Here is a 23034-nt window from a genome sequence, read left to right on the forward strand (position 1 = left end):
GTGAAGGCACCGCAAGACGCCTTCACGGTGTTATTGCGGCCTCAGCCGCCGTATTGCTTGATCAGGCTTTTGGCCGTTTCAATCAGCGCACGGCCATCAATGCCGCGCCCTTCCATTTCGCTGACCCAGCGGTCGATAACGGGCACGGATCTCTCCTTAAACCGGGCGACTTCTGCCTCTGACAGCTGAATGATGGAGTTCCCGGCATCTTCGGCAATTTCCCGGCCACGAGCATCGTAGCTCCACATCACTTCGGCAGCCATCTGCGAAAGCGCCTGTCCAGATTCTGCATCGATTGCTGCGCGCAGATCCTCGGGCAGGCTGTCGTATTTGGCCCGGTTCATCACGAGGACAATCGTGGCGGTATACAGCGATTCTTCTCCAACAAACTCGGTGTGATTTCCAACCAGTTCGGAGAGCTTGATCGCAGGGGTCACCTCCCAGGGGATCACAGTGCCCGATACCACGCCCTTGGACAGGGCCTCGGGAATGGCGGGCAGTGGCAATCCAACCGGAATGGCCCCCAGTTCCTTGAGGTAGTCATTGATCACACGGGTAGGCCCCCGCATTTTGACCCCTTCCATGTCTTCAGGTCGGGTCACACCATCGGTGGTATGAATAACCCCCGGACCATGAACCCAGGCCCCCAGAACCTTCATGTCTTTGTACTCCCCCTCCTGCAGGTCAGTTTCGACCAAATGCTGAAAGGCTTGCGAGGTGGCGACCGGATTGGTCATCATAAAGGGCAATTCAAAGACTTCGGTTTTAGGGAACCGGCCCGGAGTATAGCCAACCACGGTCATGACGATATCCGCCACGCCATCAACCGCCTGATCAATTAGGCCAGGGGGTTTGCCACCCAGTGCCATGGAATCGAAGTGTTCGATCTTGATACGGCCGCCACTGCGCTCCTCCACGGCGGCGCCCCAGGGTTTGAGAATGTGCTTTGGCACGGTTGCTGGCGCTGGCAGAAACTGGTGCAGGCGCAGTGTCACCTCCTGTGCCAGCGTGGTGCTGGGCATCAGACCAATGGCCAGTGCTACTGCTGCTGCAGATTTAAGAATATTTCGACGTTTCATGAAGTAGCTCCCTCGTTTTTCATGTCGTGTTCTTGTCAGTTTAGTGTGACCGGTAGACTGAGCGGTCCGCGAAAGCCAAATCCCCAAAACTTGACCGCATCGGGTTCCGGCAACCGCATGTTGGGGAACCGGTCGAACAGCATTGGCAGAATGATCTGTGCCAACATCCGCCGGGCGATATGGGTCCCTTGGCAGAAATGAGGACCGTTCCCAAAGGCCTGATGAGATGTTTTGGGCCGAAAGAGATTGAACTCATCAGGCCTGTCATACAGGTCTTCATCGTGACAGGCCGAAGCCTGCGCTGTCATCACCACCTCTCCCTTGGCGATGGCATGGCCGCGGATTTCGGTGTCTTCCATCACCAGCCGCGAACTGGCCTGAATCGGAGCAACCCAACGCACACCTTCCTCAAATGCGGCATTCCAAAGCCCCTCGGCTTTGCAGGCTTCCAGCTGATCTGGGTTTGTCAGCAACCCATAGAGGATGGTCAGCAGCGCGTCCCTTGGCTCGTTGATGCCACCGCCAATCGCGATTTTGATATTGGAATAGATTTGGCTTTTCTCAATCGGATCTTCAGCGTTCACCATGGCTGACAGGGCAGATTGGTCCGGCGCGGTTTTGACCCGACCGACGCAGGTATCAAACAGCGCGTTCATTTCTGCATTGGCCTGGTCGGAGCGTTCATAAAGCTCAGGCGCATTGCCAAAATTTCCAGCCCCGTCAATCAACGCCTGCGACCAACGGATCATCTCTGGGTCTGTGGCTTCTGGAATGCCCAGGAGATGCGTCAGACAGCGCGCCGCATAGGGCGCAGCCAGGGCAGTAAAGAGATCAACGGTGTCGCCACGCTGCAAGCCTCCGACATAGTCCTGCGCCACTTTGGTATAGAGCTCTTGCCAGCATCCGGTGATGTTGCGGGGGGCAAAAGCCGGCGCCATGGCATTGCGTTCACGTTTGTGGGCCTCGCCATCCTTGCGCATCAGGGTCTGAGCCTGAAAAGCCCGGGTCATCGGGGTGCGCGGATCATCCGAGCTGAACAGCTCCCAGTTTTCTTTGACATGTTTGGTGTCGGCCGCTTTGGTCAGCAAGATCCGTTGAATGCTGGGAATACGCGCGACCGGTGCTTCGGCGCGCAACCGTTTGTAGATCGCATAGGGATTTTCCGTCAGCTGCGCGATGGTGATCTGATCCTGCACAGGGATCGACGGCAAAGCAGTTACGGTCATGGTTGGTCCTCACAAAACGACAGTTCTGCGACGTTATCCAGCGATTAAGTATTGGGCAATCCGATGGATTTGATACTCTAGTTCGAAAAATTCGATAGGATGTCCCGATGACCCAAGATCCCTTTGCTTTGGATTTCGCAGCTCTGCGTACGCTCCGCCTGGTTTTTGCCCACGGGAGCTTTTCACGGGCCGCCGAAACACTTGGCGTTACGCAATCGACAATCAGCTACACCATGTCCCGCCTGCGTGAGGTGTTCAGCGATCCACTGTTTGTGCGCCAAGGCGCCGGTATGGTGCCAACAGACCGCTGCAACGAGATCGTGGCCCAGGCCGGCGAGCTGATTGATCGGTTTGAAACCTTGACCGCGCAACGACAGTTTGACCCGGCTGAGGCCTCTGTTGAAATCGGGCTCAGCTGTAACTTTTACGAGAGAGTTACGATCCTGCCCCACGTGACCCGCATTCTGCGGCGTGAAGCGCCAGGCATCAAACTCAAGGTGATTTCCTCCTCCGCCCAGGGCAAACAGCAGCTGTTGCGCTCGGAAAGTGATCTTCTGATTGGCCCGATCAGGATCGAGGACAGCGGATACTACCGAAGATCGCTTTTACGCGAAGAATACACCTGCGTCATGGATCCATCTAACCCTCTTGCTCAAACCCCACTGACCATCGAGCGCTTTGTCAAGGCGCCGCAGGTGGTGGTGAACTACGGAGGCAGTTTCAGGTCTCGGTTTCTGGTGGTGATGGAGGCGTCCGGGCATGTGCCCAACACAGTGATGGAAGTCCCAAGCCCGGCCAATCTGCCCGACATTCTGGTGCAAACCGATATGATCGCCACTGTTCCCTCACGGATTGCCCAGATGTTCGGCGATGCGGTGGTATCGGTTCCCTGCCCCTTTCCAGCAGAGCTTTCAATCGATCTCTACTGGACCGCCCGGACCCATGTTTCGGCGCCGCATATGTGGTTGCGGTCCAAAATCGCCGAGGCTGCATCCCAAATTGTAGACTAGGGGCAGCCCCCCTTCATTCTGCCTGATCGGGCTGACAGATATTTTGCCAAACAGCAGGGTTGCGCAAGGAGGGCACTGTCAAATCACGGACGCTGTGAGCCTATATCCATGACCACTTGCCAAATTTTACAATATATTTTGCAGGGGATTTGATGGAGCGGGCGGCGGGAATCGAACCCGCGTCATTAGCTTGGAAGGCTAAGGTCTTACCATTACACAACGCCCGCTCAGTGTGGTCAGCTAGTATTTCATTGGTTTTCGGGCGTCAAGTAATGAACTTAACAATTCTCCTGCAGATTGCGGAAATTGGCGCTTCCGCCCAGCCCGGACTTACATACGCAAGCGGTGCAGGGCCTCTTTGACCTCACATCAGCCCATGCGGCGGCGCATTACTTCCCCATGTCGTGCCAGGTGTGCCTGCAACCTGGCTTTCAAAGCCCGTCGCCTTTTTGCTTTCGGCAGCATCGCCTGCCGGGTGGTACATGCCAGTCCCTAGGCCCCCCTAGAGCATGAACGCTGGCATTGGTGAGCAGTCACATGCAAGTGGTTTGGATGCAGCCTATTCATCGCGGATATTCAGGCGGCACGACCACCCGGGACACCGGGCATTGTTGCGCAAAGAAGGTGAAGGTATGAGTTCCCTTGTACTGGACGCCCTTATTCCGGGGGCTTGGCAACCGGGATGCCGAGCGCGGTGTCGCCATTTAGCGCGGCCTCACCGCGAGTATCGCCACCAAGCGAGGCTTTAGCGACCTAGTCTTGTGCCAGAACTCCTATGATTTCTTGAAGCTTCTCTCCTGTCAGCGGCTTTTCTATAAATCCGCGCACCTTCTCGTGGGCCAGGCCCCGGAGACGGTCGCGTGGGTCCATTGACGTCGACAAGACAAAAAGATCAGGCCAGACGTTTTTGTGGAAGACAAAATCCAACTCGTCCAGGAACTCAAAGCCGCTCATGCGCGGCAAATTTATATCCAGCAAAATGGCATCCACCGGCGCGTTGGTTTGGTCCTTCAGATACTCCAAGGCTTCAAAGGCATAGCTGAAAACAACCGTCTCCACTTCATCGCTCCATTGTACAAACAGACGCCGGTACAGCATGAGGTCAACTTTTTCATCATCAATCAACATGATGCGGATCGGGGCGGTCATGGCAGTTGCTCCGGATTGATGGAAATACGGAAACTGGATCCCAAGCCGGGTTTCGAAGAAATCGAAATAATCCAGCCATGATTTGAGGCAACACGCTGACACAGGGCAAGGCCGAGTCCTGAGCCTGGGTAAACATCATAGGTATGCAACCGTTGGAACAGGCCGAAAATCCGGGCTTTGTGTTCCTCGGCGATTCCAATTCCGTTGTCACGCACCACGATATCCGTGCCGCCATCCTCTTGCACTTCAGTGAACACCTCTATGCGCGGCGCAACACCATCCCGGCGAAACTTTATCGCATTGGAAATGAAGTTCTGGAACATGATCCGCACTTGCATCGGAGAACAGATCAGATCGGGCAGATCAGCCAGATCCAACTGGCCTTTGTTGCTCAACAAATCGGCCTTGGTATCTTCGGCAATGGATTGCAAAGTTTTTGCCAGCGAGACTGTTTCATGCTGTGTTTCGTCACCAAGAGTTTGGGAATATTTCAACACATCCTCGATGATCTTGATCATCCGGTCCGCCGTTTCCAGCGCAGCAGTCAGCAAGGAGCGGGCCTCCTCGTCGAGGCAGCTGCCATAGTCCTGTGCCAGGATCTGCAAAATCATCCTGATCGTGTTATTTGGTGATTTCAAGTCATGGGAAATTGCATAGGTAAAATCGGACTGTTCCAGATTTGTCTGCACCAAACGCGCGTTCTGCCGCCGAAGCTTGTTGGACTGGACTTCTAGTTCCTGGGTACGGGCCCGCACTTGATCGTCCAGCTGATCACGCTGATGGGCCAGTTCGACGGTGACATTGCGCAGTTCCTGCTCCGCCTTACGGCGTTCCTCAATTTCGCGGTGCAGTTGCTCCAAGTTCTGCCTGTAGCCTTTGAGAGCCATATCGTAGACAGCCGCAACCTCCAGAAAAAACACTTCCATCCGGGAGACCATCTGGCGCGTTTCAGCTGCGGAAACGGTCTCTAGCACTGCAACGCAGGCCCGATGATGCAGGCTGGCCAGTTCCGAGAACGTCAACCGTTTCCCAAGCGCTGATCGCGAAAAAAGATGTGCGGAATCAAGAACATCCTCATCCTGACTGACCAGATACTTCCTCAGGGCTCCGCTGTAAAAGGCGCCGAAGTCGCTGATTTCCGTCTCAGTTATTTCATCTGCGCTATTGATCATGGCGCAGCACCGATTTTCACGGCCAGTGCGATCGCATCGTCATTCTGGCGGCCGTGTTGCAACACTGTATTGTGCGCCAGATCTGCTGCACTTTCATAGGCGTCCAATTGGCTGCGATAGCTGGCAGATATGCCATCACTGACCAGCACGATCGTGGCAGGCGGCTGCAAAGCCAGTCTCTGGGGCAGCAGCGATCCAAAGGCCAACCCCAGTGTGCCGCCGCACTGGATAACCGAGTCTGTCTGAGACCTGCCCTGAAGCAGGACACCATCAATATCGCCCATGGCAGCCCAGTCCAGTGTCAGAGTTTCAAGGGAAATCAAAGCAACACCAAGAGCCGCCCCGCGAGTTCCTTTCAAGGCTTGATGCGACAGCGCAAAGATCTGGCGCAGGTCCGGGTGCTCCGCTTCGCTCAACCGTCTGAGACACTGATTGGCGGCCTGCGCTGCTGCTGTTCCGCTACCCGTGCCATCGACCACTGCCGCGACAAGTACGGGGCCAATAAAACGCAGCAAATAGCCATCCCCGCAGGCTGACCCTGAATGCTTCGAGCGGTGCTCGATTGCCCAGCTGATACTGTAACCTTGCTTATCCAGCACACCTTGTTTCATGGCTTGCACCACATGGCGGCGACCACGAGCACGCCTTCACCTGGCTGGGAAGAAATGTCAAATTCGTCCATGATACGCTTGGTTCCCGGCAGGCCGAGCCCCAGGCTGTTCCCGGTAGAAAACCCGTCCTGCATCGCTTTGGAAAGGTCTTTGATGCCCGGGCCTTGATCACTGGCCCGGACCAGAATACCAGCCCCTTTTGTGTCCTGGATCACTGCAATCTGGATTTCTCCTTTGCCCGCATAATTGACGATATTGCGGGCCAGTTCGGAAATCGCAGTCGCCACCAGTGCTTGGTCTGGCCGACTGAACCCAAGAGATTCCGCAATGTTGCGCCCCAACTTCCGAGCCGCAACAATATCACTGTCCGTGGTGATCCGACGAAGCTGAATGTCGGGAACTCCGCCAGCCATTTTCATGCGCCTGACCGATCCAATAGCGCCATGCCGCGGTCAAGATCCAGCGCGGTCTCAACATCCTTCAGAGTCAGCCCCAGAAGAACCAGAGCCATGGCGACTTCAGGCTGAATGCCGACAAGGACCAGCTTTGCGCCCCGCAGGTACACGCCGCCTGCAATCTCGGATAAGGTGCGGCTGCTGAAACTGTCCAGGACATCCACAGCACTGACATCAATGATGACGCCAGTCACGCCTTTTGTCACCACCATATCCAGCAGCCTGCTCTGCAGATCCAGAATTTCCTGATCTGACAGATCTTCCTGAATAGACGCAATCAAACGCCGGTTCTGTTGCAGGATGGGAACGCGTACAGCCATCGGGATCAGGTACCGATCAACTTTTCAGCGATCTTAATTCCCTGCTGCAAATCCCCGGCAGTATTAAGCTGCTGGCCCGATACACCGATCTTGACCAGGGCCTGGGCCACCTCTGCAGAAATGCCAGTCAGAACAGAGGCCGCCCCCATCAGGCGCGCGGCGCTCATGGATTGGATCAGATGGTTGGCCACAGCGCTGTCCACTCCGGCCACACCGGTGATATCCAAGACAACGACCTGGGCGCGATGTTCGCGGATGCCTTCAAGAAGCTCCACGGTCAGCGACCGGGCCCGGTGGCTGTCAAGCGTTCCCACGACAGGTATCAGCAAGAGGCCCTCGCGCAATTTCAGCACCGGAGTCGGCAGTTCGCTCAGTTCGCGCTCACGATTCTGGATCGTCTCCTCGCGGGTTTCCACGTAGGTTTCCAGCGCCAGGGACATGTCGAAATGGGATATCTTCAACAGCGCCAGCATCAACCGGAAGGCCTCTTCTGGTTTTTCGGCAAGCTTGTCCAGTATGACGTGCCCAAGGCGGTGCATATAAAAGGCGTATGCCCCGATATAGAGCGTGGGTGTTACCCCAGCCTGTTCATGGATGCGGCCAATCAAACGACGGTTCTCGATATAGGCATCATCAATATCGGCTGATACAAATTCCTCAAAATACCGGACTTGCGCGCGTTTCACCCGATTGATGTGTTCCTCATCCTGAAAATGTTTTGAGGCCTGATCAAAAGATAGAATATGGTCGTAAAACGCTTCGATGATTTCTCCGGCCATTTGCTCTGCAATACCGGACAGCCGCCGCCTTTCCTCTTGGTCTGATGCGGTAATATCAAACCATGCCAGCGCATCGGCCAACGCATTAGCATGTGTCGTGGTATCTGCCAGATTCCCGGTGATAGACGAGGAAACAACATCAGACATAAAACGCTCCTGAGTTTCTGTTTGGCTTCCCCTGACACTAAATTGGTTTGGTTAATAAACTTGCATAAAATCCTGCGGGGGAATTATTTTACGCTGCCCTAACGGCTCGTCCGCATTAAATACAGGACCCAATCACCCTGCACGCAGGCAAGCCATTCCGCCAAATCTCAAAAACTGGCAACGCTTGGCAATACGCTATCATCGCTCTTCAAAATTATGCACCTCTTCCATCTCGCGCGGCTCCTGCTATTTATTGGTTATAGGTTCTGACCTAAATAATTCCATGAATGCGGCATTCAAATACATACACTCCCATTAGGTGTTAAAGCTGCTCGAAAGACAAGTCATAACAAATCAATTTATTAATACAATCATTTAGAAATCTTCCCGTGTTTAGTGTTAGTTTCAAATGTACCCGTAAAGAGTGGAGTTGTTTTATGCAGTTAACACATATCGACCATCACAAGCAGGGCTTGCTCGCAGCGCAGACCGCTTTGGAAATACTCGTTTTTGATGATGATGACTTTGACCTGACACGTCTTCAGCGCCTGTTGCAAAAGGTCGACAAGAAGGTGGAAGTTCACGCCTGTTCTTCAGTCGAGCAGATGAATGACGTTTTGGATCATCAGGTCATTGACCTATGCCTACTGGATTTGAGAATGGGGGATCTCGACGGGTGCGAAGTCATGCAGTCTCTGCGCAGAAGGCCTGACAGCGCAGAACTGCCTGTCGTCATGGTGTCTGGCATGCAGGATACAGAATCTGTTGTCAGAACCATCAAGGCTGGCTGCACCGACTTTCTGGAAAAAGACCACCTGACCGCAGATAAACTGCGCCAAACCATCTTCCAGGCGCTGACCTCTTCGATGCCGGATCCGGACCTGACTTACAGATTGCATGAAGCGTCAGAGGCCGTTGTAAAGGGGATTGCCAAAGGCTGCATTGCAGAACTCCAGCCCCGGCTTCGCCAGATTTATCGCCAGGTCAGCTTTATTCGGAATTGCCATAACATGGGTCTTTTGCCAGATCCGCAGGCGCTTGATAAAATCGAGCAAAACTGCCTCGCAGTTTGGCGGTTCTTTGATGAGGTAGAAGCCTACGCCGATGGGTTCAGCAAACCGGTTCACTAGGGTCGGAACCCGATAATCCTGCGTCGGCAGCCGAATTTTATAAAATTTCAGTGGTTTGGGGCCTGCCGTGAATAGTCGCTCTATGTGCAAGCCACCCAAGACGCTGAAATGAAGTGAAGTAGAGTGACCACCGATCACCCCAAAGGGGGGCCGACAAGACATCGGCCCCCTTTGGCGTGGCAGGTTTAACGAATTTTGCTGCTGCCCGCGTCACATCTGGTTGAAATATAACAACTACAGCTGAACAAACGCGTCTTGTCAGAGACCCGATCTGACAAACTGACGGTGCAGGATTAATGGGTCCTGACCCTAGACGGTGATTGCATCTGTGTTTCATCTGATACAGGCAGGGCCAAGCACAATGACGCGCCCTGCATGTCTCTTGAAGGTCGGGCAACCCATGCGCGCCCGCCGCAGTGCAGGGCGATCTTGTCCAAGATGGCCAATCCCATGCCAACACCTTTGTCATCGCTGGCGGCATGCAGCGAGACCATAGGTTTGAAAACTTCTGTCCAATGGCGTTCGGGGATTCCGGGGCCATTGTCCCTGACTTTCAACACCCAGAAATCCCCAAGTCCGGTCTCTGGGCTGCCCTGTTCAATAGACCCGGTTATGGCAATTCTTGTGTCAGGGGACCCATGTATCAACGCATTGCTGATCAGCACGTCGACAGCCATCTCCAGATCAGGCATGGAAATCTGCACCGCGCCTTTTTGCAGTTTGCAGCGCAGCCGCGCTGTGTCTGGCAATGTGCGGCGCGTCAGAACCTTTCTGACTGCCTGCCCACCATCCATCACCTCCGCTGGACTGCGACCTACGCGGGAATGCAACAGCAATCCATCGATCATTTTGTTAAGCCGCTGCGTATGATTTTGCATCAAATGCAGGCAATCTTGGACTGAATCGGGTAACTCCAGCCCGGCTTCTGCCAAGTCTTCCTGTATCCAAGTAGGCAAATCCGACAGCGCCCGCGTTGACCCGCGCAGATCATGTGACAGGCGGTAGATGATCTCATCCGCTGTCTGCTGTTGCGAACCAGGCTGCAGCAGACCCGCTTCTGCGTCATTCCGTGCCCCTTCTGGCGTCATCGCAACAGGCCTCCTGGTATGTTTCTGGCGACCGGCGTAGCGCTGGTCGCCTTAGGCGTTTTAGCCGCTAAACATAGGGTGCCGCCCCACCGATAAGAATGCGTTAACACCCCTTCATTTTGCGATAAATTATTGAAAACTTTATAGTTCAAACTCTACAGTCATACATTCAAAATTCTGCAATTAACAGACAGGCAACCTTTCATGTCTAATGTATTAAGGAAGCAAAGGGGCAGTTCCGGCAAACAGCCCATGGCTAATAATGATACGGGTGGCTGATTTGAAGCATGGGGCAAATGGTAACATCGGTGGGACACTCACCCAGTCCTTGGGGCCAAAGCCAGGCATGCTGCTGCTCGGCGAGGCTCGTGCGCAATGAAACAGCCGCAAGAGATAACACTGCTCATCGTTGACGACGATGACATCGGCGTCGCTTCGGTACAGCGGGCCATGCGCAAACTTGGCATGAGCAACCCTGTGCGCGTCGGCCGGAACGGGCTGGAAGCGCTGGAACAATTGCAGGTGTTGAACGATACCCCAGGCCGCAATCCCTGCCTTGTTCTGTTGGATTTGAACATGCCCCGGATGAACGGCCTAGAATTTCTTGCTGAACTGCGCAGCAGGCCGGAATTGGCGCATACCATCGTTTTTGTCCTGACGACCTCCGAGGATCCGGCTGATGTTGCCAACTCCAACCGCTACAACGTGGCCGGATATGTAGTGAAAAAGAATGCCTATCAAAGCGTCTTGGCGACCGTGGAAATGCTACAGCACTATCTGCGCATTGCTTGTCCTGGTGTGATTGCGCCATCCGCAATGTAGGGACAGGCCCTGGCCTCTCTTTGGTTTGGTCTGTCTTTCAATGGGAGTGAACCAAGAACCATTCTGCGTGCTTTATGCATCCTGCGACAACACTTGGCGGAGCCTCAGGCCCCGCCAGGGTCTTAGGCAAGCCCCGCAAGCCAGAGGTACAGGGGAAGACCGACTGTGATGTTAAACGGAAAGGTCACCCCCAAAGACAGCGTCAGGTAAATGCCTGCCTCGGCCTGCGGCAGCGCGATCTTCATTGCTGCTGGCACCGCGATATAAGAGGCCGAAGCGGCAAGAACCATCAACAGAAACAGGCTGCCAGTCTGCAAACCGATCATCGCGCCCATGCCCCAGGCCAGCACCGCGCCGAGGATTGGCATCATGATGCCAAAGGCAAACAGCCCTGTGCTTAGCAGGTGCCGGTTGCGCAACAGGCTGCGGCCCGCGGACAGGCCCATGTCCAGCAGGAACAGACAGAGTATGCCGGTGAAGGGCGTCACGACAAAGGGCGCGATCATCTCCATGCCCCTGTCCTGCGTCAGCACGCCAATCACAAACGCACCAGTCAAAAGCACGATGGAGCCATTGGCAAAAAGCTCTCGCATGGGCATGTGTTCCGCCACCCCCTCCCGTCCAAAGCGATGGGCAATCCACAACGCCGAGAGGATCGCAGGGACCTCCATCGTTGCGGCCACAGCAACCATGTAGCCATCCGAAGCAATGCCAGTCAGCTCCAGCAGGCTGGAGGCCGCGACGAAAGTAACGATTGAGATTGAGCCATAGTGACCTGCCACAGCGGCTGCATTCAGCGCATTCAACCGGGTCATGCCGCGCAGCAGGGCGTAGGCAATGAAGGGGATCAAAAAGGACAGCACCAACCCCGCACCCAGTGCCGTGAAGACCTCTGGGCTCAGGCCGTTTTCTGCCAGGCTGTGCCCCCCTTTGAAGCCAATTGCCAAGAGCAGGTAGAGCGACATGAATTTAGCCGCACCTTCGGGGATCGAAAGGTCGCTGCGCACCACCGCAGCCAAAAGACCAAGGACAAAGAACAATATCGTCGGCACCATCAGGTTGCCCACAAGGCTTTCAAAAATCTGCATGATTTGTATCTCCGCAACAGGTTTACCGCCTGTTGCCCGAATTCATCTGATAGTTTAAATACAATCTAACGTCATAAAATATAGCTTGAGATTATGGATGCGACCAACACTGCGCCAAATGGAGTATATCGTCACGATCCATCAGCTGGGCAGTTTTGGCCTTGCTGCGGAAACGCTGCACGTCAGTCAACCCAGCCTTTCGAACCAGGTGGCCGCAGTAGAAACCGACCTTGGTGTGCGGCTTTTTGACCGAGGGCGCGCCGGTGCACGCACGACCGCCCGGGGTCTGGAATTTGTCACCCGCGCCCGTCGCATCCTGTCCGAGGTCGAAGCTCTGCGCGGCAGTATGCTGTCGGACCTGCCGTTTGGCGGCAGACTACGGTTGGGCGTGCTACCGTCAATTGGGCCATATCTTTTGCCGCAAGCGATGAAGGCTTTGCACGCAGCCGAGCCCAACCTGCGCGTCATTGTACGCGAGGAAAACACACTAAGCCTCGATGAGGGCATAAGAAACGGGCGTTTCGACGCGATTATCTCGACACCCGAGGATCACCCCAACACCTTTCAGCATCACCTGTTTGTCGAACCGCTCTGGGTTGCGGTGGCGCAGGACCATCCGCTGGCAGGGCGCAGCCAGGTCGTGGCAGCAGACCTCGCAGGGCAACGGCTACTGACGCTCGATACCGGCCACAGGCTGGCGCGTATTGTCTATGGCATCGCCGGCGCAAGCGGCGCCATGGTATCCAACGATTACGAGGGCACAAGTCTCGACTCGATTGTGCTGATGGCCGCGACGGGAGCAGGCATTGGCATCCTCCCTGACCTTTTTACCCGACGACAAGGGATCCACCGCAACGAAGTCCGTGTCATGCCGCTGGCCATACCCGGTGCGGATCGAACCATCAGCATCCTGGTTCCAAACGATAATCCAGAGCATTTTTCCGGCGCACTTGCGACGATCCTTCGCCGTGCCGCCGAAGCGCTCGAATTAGAAGTAAACGCGGCGTAAAGAGCGCGGCAGAGGCAGGGGAAGCTGCCGCAGCTATCTGGCGGCCCCCCCGCATCATTCGGTGGCCAAGGTGCCGAAAGTAGTCCGTCAATCGCTTTGAAACGCGCAGTGCTTCGCTGCCATCAGCGTCAGGGTCACTCAGCAGGCGTACAGTATCATCCACGGTGTCAACGTGTCCGACCGCGCGGCGCAGGGCCAGGGGCGCGCTAAGATCTGTCCCCTGACGCCGTCGCTTTAGGCACCCGTATCGTTTTAGGCCCCGTATCGGTTGAGCGAAACAAAATGTAAAAAAGATTCACATGCGGGCTTGAAGCAGGGCGCAGTCACTCCAATATGAAGTAATGTGAACACGATTTACATCGAGCAAACGCAGTTACCCAGTCGCAAGACTGCAACCCCTGGAGATGAATTATGACAGCAATGACCTCCCCCACCCCTGCCCACAGTCAACAGGGATGGTTTACCCGTAGCGAAGCGTGGCTGGACCAAAAGGGCAAAGGTGCCTGGATCGCCGCAATGGTTCTTGGCTTTGTCTTTTTCTGGCCCATCGGCCTCGCCCTTCTCTTTTACATGATCTGGAGCAAACGTATGTTCAACAAGTCCTGCCGCAGCCACAGCCGTAAACCCTGGGCCAGCCATGGTATGTCGGCAATGAAACCCTCCGGGAACTCTGCCTTTGACGCCTACAAAGAAGACACTCTGCGCCGGCTTGAGCAGGAACAGAACGATTTTGAAGGCTTTATGCAGCGACTTCGCGATGCCAAGGACAAGGCCGAGTTCGACCAATTCATGGATGAACGCAGCACAATGCCTGCGGAAGATTCCAGCGACGAAGACCGCGCTGAAAAGTCCCACTAACCTCTGTTCAAGACCGCGCCGCCCCCTTAGCCTAGGCTTAGGCCGGGGGCGGCGCCCTCTATGTCATCCACATTCAAAAAGGCATCCCCATGACCTCCCTGCCCGACCCCGATTATCAGGCCGAATTCTACGCGCTCACCGCCCCGAAACGTCTCGTGGCATGGGTTGTCGATAGTATTCTGATCATCGTGTTGAGCCTTGTAATAGTGCTTTTGACGGCTTTTGTTGGCCTCCTCATTTGGCCGCTGCTCTATTTGGTGATCGGTTTTATCTACCGAACCATTACCCTCACAAACAGCTCTGCCACTCTGGGTATGCGCTTTGCCGGGATTGAACTGCGCGACCTGTCCGGGCGCCGTTTGAATGCGCAGCAGGCCATGCTGCACACCCTTGGTTTTACCTTTTCTGTCGCAGTTCCCGTGTTGCAGGTGATTTCGATCATCATGATGCTGACCACCTCCAGAGGACAGGGGCTGAGCGACGCTCTGTTGGGGACTGTCATGCTCAACCGGCGCGCTTAAGCCTGCTGGCCGAGCGGGGAAACCGTGTTTGCTCTGCTGCGGCCAGATAGCCCCCTAGCCATTCGCCAGAGCCCCAGAGCGGCAGGTATGAGGCGCCGCTTGGACCTTCTTTGCACCAGGCAGCATACATCTAAGGGGCTTCAATCCAGGCAGCGCACATCTGGTGCACGCTGTGCAGCATCTTTTGCAGCGCGACCGCTTGTCTCGCGATTTTAACCAGTTTCCATTGGCCGCTTGGAGTCTGGCTTTGCCATTGCTATCTTGTGGTTGTTTCTTATGATCAAGAAATCCTGTTTGTTAGTCTAGCCTCAGATGCGTCACACACTTCCCATTGCTCCTCAGTTCTATGTCACGGCCCCCCAGCCCTGCCCCTATCTGGAAAACCGGATGGAGCGGAAGCTGTTCACCTCACTACAGGGTGAAGGTGCCGATCAGCTGAACAATAGCCTGTCGCATCAAGGGTTTCGCCGGTCTCAAAACGTGCTCTATCGTCCTTCATGCTCGGATTGTTCTGCCTGCATGTCGGCCCGCATTGATGTCAGCGCCTTTGTAAAGACCCGCAGCCAGAAACGCATCCTCAAGCGCAATGCCTCCTTGTTGCGCCGCGCCACCTCTCCCTGGGCGACAGAAGATCAATACACCCTGTTCCGGCGCTACCTTGACAGCCGCCATTCTGACGGTGGCATGGCGGATATGGATGTCTTTGAATATGCGGCAATGATCGAGGAAACCCCGATCCGAAGCCGGGTTATCGAATACACCGAACCCCAGTTCAGCGGCCTTGTTGCGGTCTCTTTGACCGATGTGCTGGAAGACGGGTTGAGCATGGTGTATTCCTTCTACGACCCGGACCAGCCGCAAAACTCCATCGGCACCTATATGATCCTGGATCATATCGCCATCGCACTGGAGACCGGACTTCCCTATGTCTATCTTGGCTACTGGGTGCCCGGCAGCAGCAAGATGAGCTACAAAGAAAAGTTTTCCGGCCTTGAAGTCTATCATCAGGGGGCGTGGAAACAGATGCGCGATCCGGCAGAATTTGCCGAAAGCAGCCATCCATTGTCCACAGATCCCATCGCCGAACAGGTGGCTAATATCCACTTGCCCGAGCAGCCAGTTCATCGCCGCAGATGAGCAAGCCCAGCCCAGTTCAGGCACTGCATGCGGTTGCTTTGCTCGTACCGGACTATGATGCGGCGATCGCCTATTACTGTGATCTTCTGGGCTGGCAGCTGGTCGAGGACATCGACCAGGGCCACAAACGCTGGGTGCGCATCCTGCCCCCAGGTGCCACCCAGGGCAGCCTGATCCTGGCGCGGGCAACAGGGCCTGTCCAAGATGCCGCCATTGGCAACCAGTTTGGCGGCCGCGTCGGGCTATTCCTGACAACAGATGATTTTGCCCGTGACCATGCCCGGATGCTTGCCCTTGGTGTCCTGTTTGAAGAAGCCCCACGTCAGGAGCCCTATGGCACAGTGGCCGTCTGGCAAGATCCCTTTGGCAATCGCTGGGACTTGCTGGAATTCACAACAGATTAGCGCAGGAGGCCAGCCAGGTCGCGCCTAGCCGGGGATCTCGTTGCGCTGCAGGTAGTCATGCACCGCGCGGCTGCGCTGAGTGATTTTTTTCAGAAGTGTGGCGTGGTCCAGCCGCAGGGCCAGTTTTTCTTCCATATTTGCCCGTTTATTGATGAACTCCTCAAAAACATCCCCGGCATCCATCAGCCGATGGGCGCTGCGGTCATAGACCTCCCGGTATTGGCTCCATTGCGCAGCAGAAACCTCGCCTTTGGCCATCAGCTCTTCTGCGGCTTCCAGGATTTGCTCCAATGCTGCAAGCGTTCTTTCGATCCCCGCTTCAGGGCGACACTCGATTGCAGTCAGGTTCTCCAGCTCACGAAACAGTGCAGCTTGAATTGTCTCGATACTGTCGGGGGAAAACTCATCCAGATAGGCGTCAATCTTGCGCATATGCGCCTGATCAGAGAGTTTATCGTCGCGCAACGCATGCAGATAATACTCTACCGCGGAGAGCTTGGTATTTAAGGCCTGGATCTGTTTTTGCGCTTGGGTATGGGCCGCGTCATACCGTTTCTTGGCCAACCGCCATTCTCGCACTAAGGACATGGAATACCACTCCTTTTATTTGCCCCAGCCCCCACCAGAACACAGGCCCCAGACTAATGCCTATCCTGACTTTGTAAAGCCACCTGTCAGACCGGCCCCTTCCGCCCCCTGCGCAATCGCAAAAGGGGCCCCAAACCGGAGCCCCTTTGCAATCGTTTAGTTCTAGGATCGTCCTGATCAGTTGGGGATCAGCGCCGGAATGATGGTCACAATCGAGGGGAAGAACCACAGCAGCGCCAGCCCTGCCACCTGGATCAATACGAAGGGCAGAACCCCACGATAGATATGTCCGGTGGTCACCTCTTTTGGTGCGACCCCACGCAGATAGAACAGCGCAAAGCCAAAAGGTGGTGTCAGGAAGGAGGTCTGCAGGTTCACCGCAACCATGATCGTCACCCATTTGGGATCAAAGGAACCGCCATAGATGACCGGCCCAACAATCGGGATCACGATGTAGATGATCTCGAGGAAGTCGAGCACAAAGCCCAGGAAGAACAGCACCAACATCACGATCAGGAAGACCGTCATCTCATTGTCAAAGCTCTTCAGGAACTGCTGGATGTAGTGTTCACCACCAAAGGAAATCACCACCAGATTGAGCAGCTGCGAGCCGATCAGGATGGTAAAGACCATGGAGGTAACCTTGGCTGTTTCCCGCACAATGGGTGTCAGAACAGCGCCTTTGTACAGAACCCAGCAGCCATAAAGCAGGCCAAACAGAGCAAACAGATAGGCACCATAGGCAACACCAAAGGCGATCCAGCTTTCGACGCTGACATCAGACTGGTTGATCCGCAGATCAAAGTTCACCCCGATCAGGATCGCAATCATCACGGCAAAGGTGGCCCAGATGATGATCTTGCCCGACTTGCCTTGGTCCTGCAGCTTGCGGTAGGCCGCCAGCATGATTGCACCACCGGCGCCAAGCGCCGCAGCGGGCGTTGGGTTGGTAATACCACCAAGGATCGACCCAAGCACGGCAACAATCAGAACCAGCGGTGGGAAAACCACCCGGATCAGATCATTGCGCGCACAGCGGGCGGCAGCTTCGCGCGCACCATACAGCGCCAACAGCGCAGGCAGAGCCAACAACAGCACCGTGACACCGGGCGTTGTCGTAGGTGCAATCAACAGCACATCGACGAGCAAAACCAGCAACAGGCCAATGGCCCCCAGGATCAGCGGCTTGGTGTCCCGCGACGGAGCAACCCCACGACCAATGGCCAGAACCAGCCCCAGCATGATCACCAGGATGGTAACGCCTGTGCCAATCGGAGCAGCTGCCGCGATCTTGTCGACACCTGCCTGAGCAAACTCTTCCTCAGTCAGCTTGGTTGCCTGTGCAACGCCGCCAGCCGCATCAATCGCAGTCTGTTCCGCAACTGCGGCATCCCAGGCCTCTTGACCGTGCAGGTCAATCATTGCCGCTTGGCACTGAGGTCCGACATTGGTCCGCAAAGAGGCGGTTTGACCTGCGTCAGAAAATGCCGAGACCGTAATGTTCTGCGAACCGATCACCCCAAAGGAGCCCAACAGCATGGCACCGCCAATGATGGCAGCAGGTGCACCAAGGAACCACAGCAGCGCTTCGTTGCGCGTCACCGGCTCATTGGAGCTGGCCTCCAGCGCAACAGCTGGCGCTTTTTCCGGGTTCAGCATCGCATAGCCAAAGGCATAAAGCGCATAGAGCAGCGCCAGCATGATCCCCGGCAGCAAAGCCGCCTGGAACAATGTGCCCACAGAGACAACCGCCGGTTCACCCAGATAGGTCAAAGCGTCGGAACAGCCTGCCTCCATCGCCCGGCTTTCCTGTGCGGTGGAATACAGATCCCCCGCCAGGGTCCCCAGAAGAACGATCACGATCGAGGGTGGAATGATTTGCCCCAGGGTACCAGAGGCCGCGATCACACCAGTTGCCAGTTCAGGCGAGTAGTTGTTGCGCAACATGGTCGGCAGAGCCAGCAGGCCCATGGTCACCACGGTGGCACCAACGATCCCGGTGGAGGCCGCCAGGAAGGCACCAACCACAACGATAGACACCGCAAGACCACCCGGCAGCGGGCCAAAGACCCGCGCCATTGTTGTCAGCAGGTCATTGGCAATTTTCGACCGTTCCAGGGTGATCCCCATCAGAACGAACATCAAAACTGCCAGCAGGGTTTCAATCGATGCCCCGGCCAGAACCCGCTCGTTCATCCGGTTCACAATGAACGAGACATTGCGATCCATCGCATATTCCCAACCCTGTACAAACACAGGCTCGGCAATGCGCGGCAGTTCCGGATATCGGAAGATTGAAATTGCATCGGGTTTCACCCCGCTATCCACAAGGCTGCGATAGACCTCGGAGGAGGTATCAATGGCCTGGTGGATCAGCAGTCCGGCACTGTCCAGTGCCGCGATGATCCCAAAGGAGATGATACCGGCACCACCGATGGCAAAAGCCACCGGGAAACCGGAGAGGATGCCTCCAAAAAGGCAAAGAAATACGATGAGCAGGCCGAGTTCGACGCCATCAAGACCGAATAGCATATCAGCTGTCCCTTAGGTTAATGAGCGCCTTCATAGGCTTCTTCGCCCTCTCCAAGGGTATCCTTGTCGAGGTATTTATTTTCACTGCCCTGGCCTTCGATGAACTCCAGCATGGAGCGGTAGAAGAAGGCGATGGCATGCATAAAGACGATACCGGCAAAGGTCACCAGCAAGATCTTGAAGAGAAAGTATCCGTTAAAGCCATTGGGACTGAACCCGATGGTTTCGACATTCCAGCGCAGCGCGCGGGCTTTCATCACCAGGCGCTCCAGACTGTCGGATGCCGACGGCTTTGGCACGATGAGGTGGCGCCACAGGAAATACCAGCCATACATCCAGGTCAGCACGGCGGCCGGCATCATGAAGATCAGCGATCCCACCATGTCGATCACACGTTTGGTGCGGAAGCTGACACCGGAATAGACAAGATCAACCCGCACATGGCCGCCCTGCACAAAGGTGTAGCTCACACAGAGGCAGACCACCAAGGCGTTGTAGAGCTTGAGCTCTTCAGCAAACCAGCTGATGTCTTTTTCCAAGGCAATCCCAAGACCAAAACTCATGTCGGGGCGGGCAAAGATCCGCTGCATGAACACAATGACAATTTGCTGGATCACCATGATCAGACCAGCCCAGGCAAAAAAGCGCCCGATGCCATTGGCAAAACCTTCAAGGCCACGCACCATGCCCCACATGACCTGGCGGCGGTAAAGGCCAACAGCCGTCAGCATCAGGAACACAGTAAAGACTACAAAAAAGAACTCCACCGAGCCGCCATAGTAGACAAAGCGCATGATCGAAGTCTTGTCAGACCAATCAAGCCACAGCTGCGGATGGGTTACGGCGTAGCCGAAATTGTAAAAGGCGCCAGCGATGTTCTGAACCAGCCAGATCAGACCGTTGAACAGGGCGCCGAAAAAGGAAATGCCTGTATCGTCCTGCATTGTTCCCTCGGATGATTGCATGCTGCGGCATCAAGCGACAGTTCCGCCCAGAATGCGTGATACGCGGGCGACCACTGCCTTCTGGCCTGCGGCAAAAATGAAAAAGGGATCCCCCGCACCTGGCGGGAGATCCAAAAGAGGCTTCGGGTTGGGTTAACCCAGAACGCGGTCGCGCTGTGCGGTGTAAACACCGGACGACAGGTTCTGCCAGCCAGAAGAAGACTTCATCGACTTCATGGCGCTGTCGTAGATCTTTTTGTACAGATCATCACCCAGGTTTTCTTCGTGCACTTCTTTCGAAGCCTGACCAAAGGCATCCCAGACCGAGTCAGGGAATTCCATGACCTTTACGCCGCCAGCCTGCAGACGCTGCAGAGCTGCACCGTTATTGGCCAGGAACTGTGTCAGGTTCCACTGGTGGCATTCAGCCGAAGCGATTTCGATGATCTTCTGGTGCGCAGGCGACAGGCTTTCAAAGACGTCACGGTTGGTCGCAACCGACAGACCGGCGCCTGGCTCGTGGAAGCCGGCGGTGTAGTAGGTCTTGGTGATTTCCTGGAAACCAGCCTTTTCATCCGCCCAGGGGCCGATCCACTCGGTGCCGTCGATGGCACCAGAGGACAGCGCCTGATACACTTCGGAACCAGGGATGTTCTGAACGGAAGCGCCCAGTTTACCCAAAGCTTTACCGCCGAGGCCAGGCATACGGAACTTCAGACCGTTGAAGTCTTCGGGGCTGTTGATCTCTTTCGAGAACCAGCCACCAGCCTGGGCGCCGGTGTTGCCGCCGAGGAAGGATTTCAGACCAAAGATCTGACCCAGCTCGTCGTGCAGTTCCATGCCGCCATCCTGGTAATACCAGTTGGACAGTTCCTGAGCGGTCATGCCAAAGGGCACAGCAGTAAAGAAGGCATAGCCTGGGTGCTGACCCACAAAGTAGTAGTCGGCGCCGTGATACATATCGGCCTGACCGGAAGAAACCGCATCAAACACTTCAAACGCGCCAACCAGCTCACCGGCGGCTTTGATGTCGACGGTCAGCTGACCATCGGACATGGCGGTAACGTTGTCGGCAACGCGCTGTGCAGCGTCAAACACGCCCGCCAGACCACGGCCCCAGGTGGTAACCATGGTCAGGGTGCGTTTACCCTGTGCATATGCCGGTGCGGCCAAAGTGGTTGCAGCTGCGGCGGTCCCGCCCAGCGCAGAGGTTTTCAAAAAAGAACGACGATCCATTATAGTGCTCCTCCCATAAGTAGTCCCTATGTCCAGCTTGGGCCGGACGGATCTTTTCGAGTGGCGTCAACGTAGCGGTGCTGCGCCCCTTGTGAATACCTAGTACTGCGTAGGTACGCCGAAAAACCCCAAAATCCTGCGCTCAAAGACAGGATTTTTGTGGAACCGCAGCGAATCTCGGCCGTCACGTCCGGAAAATGCGCTTCCAGCCCTTTGATTCGGTTGCGGGATTGCGTAACGATTCGGCACATGGCCTTATTCCGCCCACCTTTTCGACCGAACTACGCACAGAAGCTATCGATTCTGGCGACACTGCCGCTTGTTGTTGCGGTGGCGGCAATTGCCCTGCTGGTCGCGTTTGAATCAAGGAGCTCAGCTGAGCGCGAGATCCAGGCGCTGCAACAGCAATTGCTGGCTGCCAAGAAGGCCGAACTGCGCAACTATGTGACTCAGGCGCGCAATGGGTTTTCCTTTATCTACGGTCGTGCCTCACCTGATGACAACGAGGCCAAGGAACAGGTCGCCCAGATTCTGTCTTCGATGATCTATGGCACGGATGGGTTCTTTTTTGTCTATGACTATGACGGCACCAATCTCGTCAGTCCGCGGCAGACAGAGTTCATCACACGAAACTGGTCGGGCCTCAAAGACAGCCAGGGCACCCCCGTAGTGGATGAATTCATCCGGCTGGCACGGCAAGGTGCCGGGTGGCACAGCTTTATGTGGCAAAAGCCCTCTACCGGGGAAGAAGCCCGGATGGTTGCCTATGTTGTTGGCCTGCAGGATTGGCAATGGGCTGTGGGCACTGGCGTGTTTATCGACGATGTGCTGGCTTCGGTCGCGGTTGCCCGTGCCGAGGTTGAAGCCCGGGTACAGCGTACCTTTTTGTATATTGGCGTCATCACCTTGGCCGCCCTGATCGTGGTTTTTGCCTCAGGTATGGTTCTCAACATCCGCGAACGTCGCCTGGCCGATGCCAAGCTCAAGGAGCTGACCCAACGTGTCTTTGACGCCCAGGAAGAAGAGCGCGGGCGGGTGGCGCGGGAATTGCACGACGGCATCAGTCAAATCCTGGTCGGGGTACGCTACGCGCTGGACAATGCCAGTCGCCGTCTCAAGCGCGGCGAACTGGATCGCGGATTGCCCCCCCTGGACAAAGGCATCGACGATCTGGCCAACGCAATTACCGAGGTCCGTCGCATCAGCCGTGACCTGCGCCCCCGCGTGCTGGATGACCTGGGGTTGGGCCCCGCACTCAAGGCCTTGACCGATGATTTTTCTACCCGCACCGGCATCCACTCAGAATTCAGCACTGTGGTCTTTCGCAACCGGCTCGACCCGGAGGCCAAGATCGCGCTCTACCGGATTGCCCAAGAGGCCCTAATGAATATCGAGCGCCATTCTGATGCTAGTGAAATGACCATGGATCTGCGCGGCCACGCCAAGGGCGTTACCATGCGTATCACCGATAACGGTCGCGGATTGCCGCTCGATCAGGACCGCACCGGCCCAGGGATTGGCCTGCGCAACATCCAGGAACGGATAGAGCAGCTTGACGGCACCTTACGCATTCTGTCATCACGTGGCACCCAAAGCGGCACCATGATCGAAGCCACCCTCCCCCTTAGCCACCTTCTGGCCCCGGGGGAATCCCTTGGCGCGGATCTGGGGAGCAAGTCGGTTGAAGGCTGACGCCTCTGCTTCAGTACAAGACCGATGCGCCGCTTTC

23 protein-coding genes and 1 tRNA gene are annotated in these 23034 nt (G+C 55.8%); 9 read left to right on the top strand and 15 right to left on the bottom strand.

What is annotated here, in order from left to right; all coding sequences use genetic code 11:
* Window positions 1–41: 41 nt before the first annotated feature.
* Window positions 42–1079, bottom strand: a complete 1038-nt coding sequence (locus N1037_15340; GenBank protein ID UWS78635.1) for a TRAP transporter substrate-binding protein — start codon at window positions 1077–1079, stop codon at window positions 42–44.
* A 35-nt stretch (window positions 1080–1114) separates the two neighbouring features.
* Entirely contained in the window at window positions 1115–2305 is a 1191-nt protein-coding gene (locus N1037_15345) for a cytochrome P450 (protein ID UWS78636.1), read from the bottom strand.
* 107 nt (window positions 2306–2412) lie between these two features.
* Here N1037_15345 and N1037_15350 point away from each other — a divergent pair, with 107 nt between their 5' ends.
* On the top strand, window positions 2413–3315 hold the full coding sequence (locus tag N1037_15350; protein ID UWS78637.1) for a LysR family transcriptional regulator: 903 nt from the start codon (window positions 2413–2415) through the stop codon (window positions 3313–3315).
* 153 nt (window positions 3316–3468) lie between these two features.
* Here N1037_15350 and N1037_15355 read toward each other — a convergent pair.
* The 7 genes from N1037_15355 to N1037_15385 all read right to left on the bottom strand — a co-directional run bounded on the left by N1037_15355 (window position 3469) and on the right by N1037_15385 (window position 7948).
* A tRNA-Gly gene (locus N1037_15355) sits at window positions 3469–3542 on the bottom strand.
* Between the two features lie 526 nt (window positions 3543–4068).
* Window positions 4069–4464, bottom strand: a complete 396-nt coding sequence (locus N1037_15360; protein ID UWS78638.1) for a response regulator — start codon at window positions 4462–4464, stop codon at window positions 4069–4071.
* Window positions 4461–5636: an ATP-binding protein gene (locus N1037_15365; GenBank protein UWS78639.1), complete on the bottom strand. Its 1176-nt coding sequence runs from the start codon at window positions 5634–5636 to the stop codon at window positions 4461–4463. The genes N1037_15360 and N1037_15365 overlap by 4 nt, the downstream gene beginning before the upstream one ends.
* On the bottom strand, window positions 5633–6151 hold the full coding sequence (locus N1037_15370) for a serine/threonine-protein phosphatase (GenBank protein ID UWS78640.1): 519 nt from the start codon (window positions 6149–6151) through the stop codon (window positions 5633–5635). Before N1037_15370 ends, N1037_15365 begins: the two co-directional genes overlap by 4 nt.
* Before the next feature lie 92 nt (window positions 6152–6243).
* On the bottom strand, window positions 6244–6660 hold the full coding sequence (locus N1037_15375) for an anti-sigma regulatory factor (GenBank protein UWS78641.1): 417 nt from the start codon (window positions 6658–6660) through the stop codon (window positions 6244–6246).
* Window positions 6661–6662: 2 nt separating this feature from the next.
* Window positions 6663–7022, bottom strand: a complete 360-nt coding sequence (locus N1037_15380; protein ID UWS78642.1) for an STAS domain-containing protein — start codon at window positions 7020–7022, stop codon at window positions 6663–6665.
* 5 nt (window positions 7023–7027) lie between these two features.
* Window positions 7028–7948, bottom strand: a complete 921-nt coding sequence (locus N1037_15385) for a protoglobin domain-containing protein (protein UWS78643.1) — start codon at window positions 7946–7948, stop codon at window positions 7028–7030.
* A 389-nt stretch (window positions 7949–8337) separates the two neighbouring features.
* Between N1037_15385 and N1037_15390 the strand changes: the two genes are divergently transcribed.
* Window positions 8338–9078 carry a response regulator gene (locus N1037_15390; protein ID UWS78644.1) on the top strand — a complete coding sequence of 247 codons (741 nt, stop codon included), beginning with the start codon at window positions 8338–8340 and terminating at the stop codon, window positions 9076–9078.
* A gap of 293 nt (window positions 9079–9371) precedes the next feature.
* Here N1037_15390 and N1037_15395 read toward each other — a convergent pair whose 3' ends face one another.
* Complete coding sequence (locus tag N1037_15395; protein ID UWS78645.1) at window positions 9372–10166, bottom strand: ATP-binding protein; 795 nt, start codon at window positions 10164–10166, stop codon at window positions 9372–9374.
* A 375-nt stretch (window positions 10167–10541) separates the two neighbouring features.
* Here N1037_15395 and N1037_15400 point away from each other — a divergent pair, with 375 nt between their 5' ends.
* Window positions 10542–10988 carry a response regulator gene (locus N1037_15400; GenBank protein UWS78646.1) on the top strand — a complete coding sequence of 149 codons (447 nt, stop codon included), beginning with the start codon at window positions 10542–10544 and terminating at the stop codon, window positions 10986–10988.
* Between the two features lie 122 nt (window positions 10989–11110).
* On the opposite strand, the gene N1037_15405 is transcribed toward N1037_15400, so the two are convergent.
* Window positions 11111–12079: a sodium-dependent bicarbonate transport family permease gene (locus N1037_15405; GenBank protein ID UWS81373.1), complete on the bottom strand. Its 969-nt coding sequence runs from the start codon at window positions 12077–12079 to the stop codon at window positions 11111–11113.
* A gap of 94 nt (window positions 12080–12173) precedes the next feature.
* On the opposite strand from N1037_15405, the gene N1037_15410 reads away from it, so the two are divergent.
* The 5 genes from N1037_15410 to N1037_15430 all read left to right on the top strand — a co-directional run bounded on the left by N1037_15410 (window position 12174) and on the right by N1037_15430 (window position 16005).
* On the top strand, window positions 12174–13085 hold the full coding sequence (locus tag N1037_15410) for a LysR substrate-binding domain-containing protein (GenBank protein ID UWS78647.1): 912 nt from the start codon (window positions 12174–12176) through the stop codon (window positions 13083–13085).
* A 411-nt stretch (window positions 13086–13496) separates the two neighbouring features.
* The gene (locus N1037_15415; protein UWS78648.1) at window positions 13497–13943 is read left to right on the top strand and encodes a DUF2852 domain-containing protein; all 447 of its coding nucleotides are present in this window, start codon (window positions 13497–13499) and stop codon (window positions 13941–13943) included.
* 89 nt (window positions 13944–14032) lie between these two features.
* A complete protein-coding gene (locus N1037_15420; GenBank protein ID UWS78649.1) occupies window positions 14033–14464 on the top strand; it encodes an RDD family protein in 432 nt (143 codons plus the stop codon).
* A 312-nt stretch (window positions 14465–14776) separates the two neighbouring features.
* Complete coding sequence (locus tag N1037_15425; GenBank protein UWS78650.1) at window positions 14777–15601, top strand: arginyltransferase; 825 nt, start codon at window positions 14777–14779, stop codon at window positions 15599–15601.
* Window positions 15598–16005, top strand: coding sequence for a VOC family protein (locus N1037_15430; GenBank protein UWS78651.1), 408 nt, complete (start codon window positions 15598–15600; stop codon window positions 16003–16005). The genes N1037_15425 and N1037_15430 overlap by 4 nt, the downstream gene beginning before the upstream one ends.
* A 24-nt stretch (window positions 16006–16029) precedes the next feature.
* Here N1037_15430 and N1037_15435 read toward each other — a convergent pair whose 3' ends face one another.
* From N1037_15435 to N1037_15450, 4 genes are all read right to left on the bottom strand, one after another.
* Window positions 16030–16593, bottom strand: coding sequence for a hypothetical protein (locus N1037_15435; GenBank protein UWS78652.1), 564 nt, complete (start codon window positions 16591–16593; stop codon window positions 16030–16032).
* Window positions 16594–16770: 177 nt separating this feature from the next.
* Window positions 16771–19125, bottom strand: coding sequence for a TRAP transporter large permease subunit (locus tag N1037_15440; protein ID UWS78653.1), 2355 nt, complete (start codon window positions 19123–19125; stop codon window positions 16771–16773).
* 17 nt (window positions 19126–19142) lie between these two features.
* Entirely contained in the window at window positions 19143–20069 is a 927-nt protein-coding gene (locus N1037_15445; GenBank protein UWS78654.1) for a C4-dicarboxylate ABC transporter permease, read from the bottom strand.
* 153 nt (window positions 20070–20222) lie between these two features.
* Window positions 20223–21305: a TRAP transporter substrate-binding protein gene (locus N1037_15450; GenBank protein UWS78655.1), complete on the bottom strand. Its 1083-nt coding sequence runs from the start codon at window positions 21303–21305 to the stop codon at window positions 20223–20225.
* Window positions 21306–21554: 249 nt separating this feature from the next.
* On the opposite strand from N1037_15450, the gene N1037_15455 reads away from it, so the two are divergent.
* Complete coding sequence (locus N1037_15455) at window positions 21555–22997, top strand: cache domain-containing protein (protein UWS78656.1); 1443 nt, start codon at window positions 21555–21557, stop codon at window positions 22995–22997.
* Window positions 22998–23034: the final 37 nt, after the last annotated feature.

The organism is Phaeobacter sp. G2 (assembly GCA_025163595.1).
GTDB lineage: Bacteria > Pseudomonadota > Alphaproteobacteria > Rhodobacterales > Rhodobacteraceae > Pseudophaeobacter.

Bases quoted from the DNA above. Each gene is read 5' to 3' on its own strand.
- N1037_15455 (UWS78656.1), top strand. From the start codon at position 21,555: ATGGCCTTATTCCGCCCACCTTTTCGACCGAACTACGCACAGAAGCTA.
- N1037_15425 (UWS78650.1), top strand. From the start codon at position 14,777: ATGCGTCACACACTTCCCATTGCTCCTCAGTTCTATGTCACGGCCCCC.
- N1037_15345 (UWS78636.1), bottom strand. From the start codon at position 2,305: ATGACCGTAACTGCTTTGCCGTCGATCCCTGTGCAGGATCAGATCACC.
- N1037_15385 (UWS78643.1), bottom strand. From the start codon at position 7,948: ATGTCTGATGTTGTTTCCTCGTCTATCACCGGGAATCTGGCAGATACC.
- N1037_15430 (UWS78651.1), top strand. From the start codon at position 15,598: ATGAGCAAGCCCAGCCCAGTTCAGGCACTGCATGCGGTTGCTTTGCTC.
- N1037_15420 (UWS78649.1), top strand. From the start codon at position 14,033: ATGACCTCCCTGCCCGACCCCGATTATCAGGCCGAATTCTACGCGCTC.
- N1037_15350 (UWS78637.1), top strand. From the start codon at position 2,413: ATGACCCAAGATCCCTTTGCTTTGGATTTCGCAGCTCTGCGTACGCTC.
- N1037_15410 (UWS78647.1), top strand. From the start codon at position 12,174: ATGCGACCAACACTGCGCCAAATGGAGTATATCGTCACGATCCATCAG.
- N1037_15365 (UWS78639.1), bottom strand. From the start codon at position 5,636: ATGATCAATAGCGCAGATGAAATAACTGAGACGGAAATCAGCGACTTC.
- N1037_15395 (UWS78645.1), bottom strand. From the start codon at position 10,166: ATGACGCCAGAAGGGGCACGGAATGACGCAGAAGCGGGTCTGCTGCAG.
- N1037_15435 (UWS78652.1), bottom strand. From the start codon at position 16,593: ATGTCCTTAGTGCGAGAATGGCGGTTGGCCAAGAAACGGTATGACGCG.
- N1037_15445 (UWS78654.1), bottom strand. From the start codon at position 20,069: ATGCAGGACGATACAGGCATTTCCTTTTTCGGCGCCCTGTTCAACGGT.
- N1037_15380 (UWS78642.1), bottom strand. From the start codon at position 7,022: ATGGCTGTACGCGTTCCCATCCTGCAACAGAACCGGCGTTTGATTGCG.
- N1037_15450 (UWS78655.1), bottom strand. From the start codon at position 21,305: ATGGATCGTCGTTCTTTTTTGAAAACCTCTGCGCTGGGCGGGACCGCC.
- N1037_15400 (UWS78646.1), top strand. From the start codon at position 10,542: ATGAAACAGCCGCAAGAGATAACACTGCTCATCGTTGACGACGATGAC.
- N1037_15360 (UWS78638.1), bottom strand. From the start codon at position 4,464: ATGACCGCCCCGATCCGCATCATGTTGATTGATGATGAAAAAGTTGAC.
- N1037_15375 (UWS78641.1), bottom strand. From the start codon at position 6,660: ATGGCTGGCGGAGTTCCCGACATTCAGCTTCGTCGGATCACCACGGAC.
- N1037_15440 (UWS78653.1), bottom strand. From the start codon at position 19,125: ATGCTATTCGGTCTTGATGGCGTCGAACTCGGCCTGCTCATCGTATTT.
- N1037_15340 (UWS78635.1), bottom strand. From the start codon at position 1,079: ATGAAACGTCGAAATATTCTTAAATCTGCAGCAGCAGTAGCACTGGCC.
- N1037_15415 (UWS78648.1), top strand. From the start codon at position 13,497: ATGACAGCAATGACCTCCCCCACCCCTGCCCACAGTCAACAGGGATGG.